This window comes from uncultured Corynebacterium sp. (assembly GCF_902782855.1).
Taxonomy (GTDB): domain Bacteria; phylum Actinomycetota; class Actinomycetes; order Mycobacteriales; family Mycobacteriaceae; genus Corynebacterium.
On record NZ_CACZOO010000014.1, the window covers coordinates 1 to 6167 of the forward strand.

The 6167-nt window shown below is 68.0% G+C and carries 5 protein-coding genes; all 5 read left to right on the forward strand.

Annotated elements, in window-relative coordinates:
• Window positions 1-996: Holliday junction branch migration DNA helicase RuvB (ruvB, locus tag QZV72_RS00715; RefSeq protein WP_297004023.1), on the forward strand; the 996-nt coding region annotated here is incomplete at its 5' end.
• A gap of 71 nt (window positions 997-1067) precedes the next feature.
• Window positions 1068-1499 (forward strand): preprotein translocase subunit YajC, encoded by a 432-nt coding sequence (gene yajC, locus QZV72_RS00720; RefSeq protein WP_297004024.1) that lies wholly within the window; start codon window positions 1068-1070, stop codon window positions 1497-1499.
• Window positions 1500-1780: 281 nt separating this feature from the next.
• Window positions 1781-3586, forward strand: a complete 1806-nt coding sequence (secD, locus tag QZV72_RS00725; protein WP_297004030.1) for a protein translocase subunit SecD — start codon at window positions 1781-1783, stop codon at window positions 3584-3586.
• 2 nt (window positions 3587-3588) lie between these two features.
• Window positions 3589-4884, forward strand: a complete 1296-nt coding sequence (gene secF, locus QZV72_RS00730; protein WP_297004026.1) for a protein translocase subunit SecF — start codon at window positions 3589-3591, stop codon at window positions 4882-4884.
• Window positions 4885-4898: 14 nt separating this feature from the next.
• Window positions 4899-6167, forward strand: a 1269-nt coding sequence (locus tag QZV72_RS00735) for an ABC transporter substrate-binding protein (RefSeq protein ID WP_297004028.1), incomplete at its 3' end; no start/stop codon positions are given.

Sequence of the window (6167 nt, forward strand, 5' to 3'; positions counted from 1 at the left end):
AGTGACGCACTGTCCGACCGGCAGCTGCCCGGTGATGATGAGGCGGAGCTGTCGCTGCGGCCCCGGTCGCTGACCGAGTTCATCGGTCAGCCGAAGGTCCGGAGCCAGCTTGAACTCGTCCTCGGCGGGGCGCGGGCCAGGGGAGTGGTACCGGACCACGTTCTGCTCGCCGGCCCCCCGGGTCTCGGCAAGACGACGATGGCGATGATCATCGCCCAGGAGTTGGGCACCTCACTACGGATGACCTCGGGTCCCGCGCTGGAGCGGGCCGGCGATCTCGCAGCGATGCTCTCCAACCTCATGGAGGGCGACGTGCTGTTCATCGACGAGATCCACCGGATGGCCCGGCCTGCGGAGGAGATGCTCTACATGGCAATGGAGGACTTCCGGATCGACGTCATCGTCGGCAAGGGGCCGGGTGCGACCTCGATCCCCATCGAGCTGCCGCCGTTCACCCTCGTCGGGGCGACGACACGCGCCGGCATGCTCACCGGACCGCTGCGCGACCGGTTCGGTTTCACCGCCCAGATGGAGTTCTACGACAACGCCGACCTCACCGCCGTGGTGACCCGGGCAGCGGGCATCCTCGGCGTGAGCATCACCGGTGACGCCGCCGCCGAGATCGCCTCACGGTCCCGGGGGACGCCACGCATCGCGAACAGACTGCTGCGGCGTGTGCGGGACTACGCCGATGTCCGTGCTGACGGGGCGATCAGTGTGGACGTCGCGCGTGCCGCCCTCCTCGTCTTCGACGTGGACGAACTGGGCCTCGACCGACTCGACCGAGCGGTCCTCGGATCGCTGGTCAAGACCCATGGTGGAGGCCCGGTAGGGGTGAATACGCTGGCTGTGGCGGTGGGGGAGGAACCCACCACTGTCGAGGAGGTGTGCGAACCCTACCTGGTGCGTGCCGGCATGATCGCCCGGACCTCGCGGGGCCGTGTGGCCACTCCCGCAGCCTGGCGGCATCTGGGGATGGAGCCGCCGGAGATGTGAGCGCCACAGCGGGTGAACCCGGTGTACCCCCCGGGTCACAGACAGTCGCCCGGTGTGGCAGACTGGCGCGCATGGATATCCTTCTTCTCGCGCTGCTCGTCATCGTCTTCCTCGGTCTTCCTGTCCTCCAGATGAGGAAGCAGTCCAGGCAGGTGGGCGCGATCAAGAACTTCCAGTCGCAGTTGGCCCCGGGCATGGTCATCCAGCTCACCTGCGGGATCCACGGCCGGCTGGCCAGTGTCGGCGACACCACGGTGGATGTCGAGATCTCCGAGGGCGTCGTCACCACCTGGGAGCGGGCCGCCGTGCTCAAGCTCGTCGACACCGTTGAGCCGGGTTCCGCCGAGGCTGACCATCTCACCGGGTACCGGCGTGAGGACGACAGCACCGGGGTCGCCGACCAGATCGGCGGGGTTCCGGACGATATCTCCTCCCTCGATGATTCCGCCGGTGACGGCTCCGCCGACGGTGCAGGTGGAGCCGACGGCACCGGACGCAAGTAGCCGTCAGGGTACCTCATGTGACAGGGTGCGATTTTCCCCGTAGGTCACCGGTTGTGGTCTGCACCCAGCCGAGGGGTCTAGACTCTGCGGGGTTGCCTGTGTCCACCGCCGCCCCGGGTCCCTGAGAGGGGTCACGGCCCCGGCACCGACACGGGACCTCGTGTCCGCAGTCCCCTCAAGTTCCAGGAGTAACAAGCGTGAGCTCAACGGGTGCAGCAGCCGCCCGGGCCAGAAAGTGGCCCGTGCGGGCCCTGCTTCTCTTTCTCGCCCTCGTGGTCGTCATGTACAGCTTCGTCTTCCTCACCGGAGACAAGAAGGCTGAACCGAAACTCGGCATCGATCTGCAGGGTGGTACCCGGGTCACGCTCGTCCCCCAGGGCGGCAACCCCACCGGGGCCCAGCTCGACCAGGCCCGGAAGATCCTCGAGAACCGCGTCAACGGCATGGGCGTCTCCGGTGCCCAGGTCGTCACCGACGGCGACACCCTGGTGATCACCGTCCCGGGCGACGACTCATCCCAGGCCCGGTCACTCGGCCAGACCTCCCAGCTGCTCTTCCGTCCGGTTGCGGCGGGTGTCGCCCCCGACGACAAGCTCTTCGCCACGCTCACCGATATGGCAGACCGGTGGGTGGAGAACGGTATCCTCACCGTCGACGAGGCGAACACGAAGCTCAGTGAGGCGACCGAGAACTTCAAGGGCAGTGATTTCACCGTGCCTGACACGGCGCCCACCGTGACCGCGAAGGCGCCGGGGGAGCCCGCGAACTCCATCGAGGAGACCGAGCAGCGCAACGACGCAGTCAATGTACTCAAGGCTGACCGTCAGTCGTCGGACGCGAACACCCAGAACGCCGCGGCGCTTCTACTGACCTGTGACGGTTCCGATGATCCGTTGGCGGGCGCCGATGACGCAGCCAAGCCACTCGTCACCTGCAGTGACACCGGTGCGCCGATCCTCCTCGATGCCGCTCCGCTGCTCAAGGGCGAGGCAGACGGACCCGATGCCCGTAGGATGACCGGCGAGATGATCGACCCGGGCTCCAACATCTTCGGCGGCCTGGACAGCAAGACCGGTCAGATGGTCGTCACGTTCGGCTTCAAGCAGGATGACGCCAATCCCGGCAGCGAGACCTGGGCGGACCTGACCACCCGCTACCTCAGCCAGCAGATAGCCATCACCCTCGACAGCAAGGTGCTGTCAGCACCCACGATCCAGAGCTCCACTCCGGTCGGGCAGGGTACCCAGATCACCGGCGACTTCACGGAGAAGGAGGCCAAGGATCTCGCCAACAACCTGAAGTACGGTGCGCTGCCGTTGAGCTTCACCGGTGAGAACGGCGAGAAGGGGGGCACCGCCGAGACGATCTCCGCCTCGATGGGCGAGGCGTCACTTCGCGCCGGCCTCATCGCCGGCGTCATCGGCCTGATCATCGTCGCCCTCTACGCTCTGGCGTACTACCGTGGCCTCGGTGTGATCGCGCTGGCGTCCCTGGTGACCTCCGGCATCCTCATCTACGGCGGCCTGGTGCTGCTGGGCCGGTGGATCGACTACAGCCTCGACCTCGCCGGCATCGCCGGCCTGATCATCGGTATCGGGACAACGGCGGACTCCTTCGTGGTCTACTTCGAACGCATCAAGGACGAGATCCACCGTGGTTCGACCTTCCGCTCCGCGGTCCCACGGGCCTGGAAGCGCGCGCGGGCCACGATCATCACCGGTAACGTGGTCTCCCTCGTCGCGTCCGTCGTGCTCTACTTCGTCGCTGTCGGCAACGTCAAGGGCTTCGCCTTCACCCTGGGTCTGACGACGGTCTTCGACGTCGTCATCGCCTTCCTGGTCACCGCTCCGTTGGTGATCCTGGTGTCGCGCCGCGACGCGTTCGCCGACCCGAAGCTCAACGGTCTGCACTCCGCGTTCCGGGCAGCCGACCGGCGTCGGGCACACGACGAGGCGGTCAGAGCCGGCTTCGCCACGAAGACCGACAGCGCACCTGTCAGCGCACCCGACGTCACACCCGTCGGGGATACCGGGGTGGTCGGGTCGACCGCCGGTGCCGACGCTCCGACCACCGGAGAGGAGAAGTGACCATGTCCGAGGCTTCAACTTCAACGAGTTCGACGACTGCAGGGACCGCTGCGGTGGACCGGGCCGCAGCGCTCAAACCCGCCGGGTTCATGGAGCGCATGTACAACGGCGAGGGCGGATTCAGGATCGTCGACACGCGTCGACGTTGGTACTGGATCTATGCGCTGGTCACCGTAGCCTGCGTCCTCATCATCGCGATCAAGGGATTCACCCTCGGAATAGATTTCGAGGGCGGTACGAAGATGTCCATGCCGCCGTCCAACGGTGCCACCGAGACCTCGGTCGCCCAAACTTTCGAGGACGCCACAGGCGTCGAGCCGCAGTCCACCCAGACCGTGGGTTCCGGTGACTCGCGGGTCATCGAGATCACCGCGGAGCGGCTCACCGACGACCAGATCCGTGATGCCCGCGTCGCCCTGTTCGACGAGTTCGCCCCGGTGGACAATTCCGGCACCGCCACGCCGGACGCCATCAGCGACTCGACGGTCTCCGAGTCGTGGGGGCAGTCGATCACCCAGCGGATGCTGCTGGGGATGGTGATCTTCCTCGCGGTGGTGTTCGTCTACATCACCGTCCGTCTCGAGCGGGACATGGCCATCTCAGCGATCGTCAGCCTCCTGCTCGACGGGGTGGTCGTCGCCGGCGTGTACTCGCTGGTCGGCTTCGAGGTCTCGCCGGCGACCGTCATCGGTCTGCTGACCATCCTCGCCTACTCGCTCTATGACACGGTCATCGTCTTCGACAAGGTCCACGAGAACACCCAGGATGTGCTGAGTTCGACCAGATCGACCTACGGGGAGCAGGTGAACCTGGCGACGAACCAGACCATCATGCGCTCCCTGAACACCTCTCTGTTCTCGGTGATCCCGATCGCCGCCCTGCTCGTCGTCGCCGTCTGGCTCATGGGCGTCGGTACACTGAAGGACCTCGCACTGGTCCAGCTTGCCGGGGTTATCGCGGGCACCATCAGCTCGATCTACTTCTCCGCACCGCTCCTGGTCACGCTCAAGTCCTTCCAGCGCCGTTACCGGGAACATGACGCCCGCGTTGCCCGAGCCCGCGAGCTCGGCGTGGCCGGTGGCACGGTGGACACCGAGGTGTCCGGCCCGGTCGCCTCCGCCGCCACGGCTGTCGCGGCGGCCCCCCGACCCGCTGATGCCGCCGCGACCGACGACGCCGTAGCCGACACCGTGACCGCCGCTGCCCCGGCTTCCGAGACGGATTCTCCGCAGCGTACTGTCTCCCGGCCCGACCACACGGACCGGGAGCGCGGCAGGTCCTGGCGCCCGGGGATGTAGGAGGCCGACCCACTGTGCGCACCCACCGACAGTCCACCGCCCGCGGAGCTATCGTGGCGACGGTGGCCATGGCCACGGCCGCCGGTCTCGCCGCATGCTCCGGCCCCGATGAGGCGGGCGTCTCGGAGGACGACTTCACCTACGTCCTGGACCGGCCGCTCACCACGACCAACGCGGCGGGCACGCTCGGTGTCGCCTCGGACGCGGCAGCGCTCTCGGCCCGCCTGTACCCGGGGGCGTTCCTTCCCGGCCCCGGGGGGCGGTTGCTGCCGAACACCGACCTGGTGACCGCCACCCCCGACCCGGAGAACCCGGACGCGGTCGACTATGCCGTCACCGACGGTGCCGCCTACTCCGACGGCGCCCCGGTGGTCTGCGACGATTTTCTGCTGGCCTGGGTCGCCGCGCACCGTACCGACCTCTTCGCCTCGGAACCCGGACTGATGACGAGGGTCAGGGACGTGACCTGCGCCGCCGGTGAACGGAGCTTCCGCGTCGACTTCGACGAGGGCTTCGGCGCCCGCTACCGGGAACTCTTCGGCGCCGGCGAGGTCCTTCCCTCCCACACCGTGGCCGAGCATGCCGGAGTAGACAGCGTGGTCGACGCGGTGAACACCGGTGACGTGCCGGCGTTGACCGCTCTCGGACAGTCGTGGAGCACCACGTTCGATCTCGCTGCCACGGACCCGGCGACCGTGCCGACCTCGGGACCGTTCCGCATCGAGTCCCGTGAGGACGAGGGAAACACGGCGGGTGCGGACCGTGGCCCTGTTCTCATTCTGGGACGCAACCCTGAGTGGCGTGGCGACCGCCCCGGACTCGACCGTATCGTCGTGCGTGGCGGGGGAGACACCGCGAGGGCCGTCGACGGTACCGCGGAGGTCACTGACGCGGCGGTTCTCGCCGGACAGCCGACGGATGCGGATTTCACTGCGGCGGGCCTGACCGTGTCGCGGGTTGCAGGGGTCAGGTCCGACGGCCTGACACTGTCGGACGCCGGCGTCTTCGCCACCGCCGACAACCGGCGCGCGTTCGCGTCCTGCATCGACCGTTCCGCCGTCGTCGAGGCAGTGGCCACCGCCACCGGGGCGACGGTTGAACCGCAGGTTCTCCGGGTCGCGACCCCCGGCAGCCCGGCGTCGGAGGCGCTGGCGGATCTGGCCGCCCGCCTCGGTGCCCGGGACCCCCGGGCGACCGCCGCCGTGCTTGACGGCACCACCGTGCGCATAGGTTATCTCGCCGGGCAGCCTCGCCTCGAGGTGATCGTCGGGGCCCTCGCGGCG

What these genes read in the sequence shown, in the direction of transcription:
- yajC (WP_297004024.1), top strand. Translation starts at nt 1,068, where the DNA reads ATGGATATCCTTCTTCTCGCGCTGCTCGTCATCGTCTTCCTCGGTCTT.
- secF (WP_297004026.1), top strand. Translation starts at nt 3,589, where the DNA reads ATGTCCGAGGCTTCAACTTCAACGAGTTCGACGACTGCAGGGACCGCT.
- secD (WP_297004030.1), top strand. Translation starts at nt 1,781, where the DNA reads ATGTACAGCTTCGTCTTCCTCACCGGAGACAAGAAGGCTGAACCGAAA.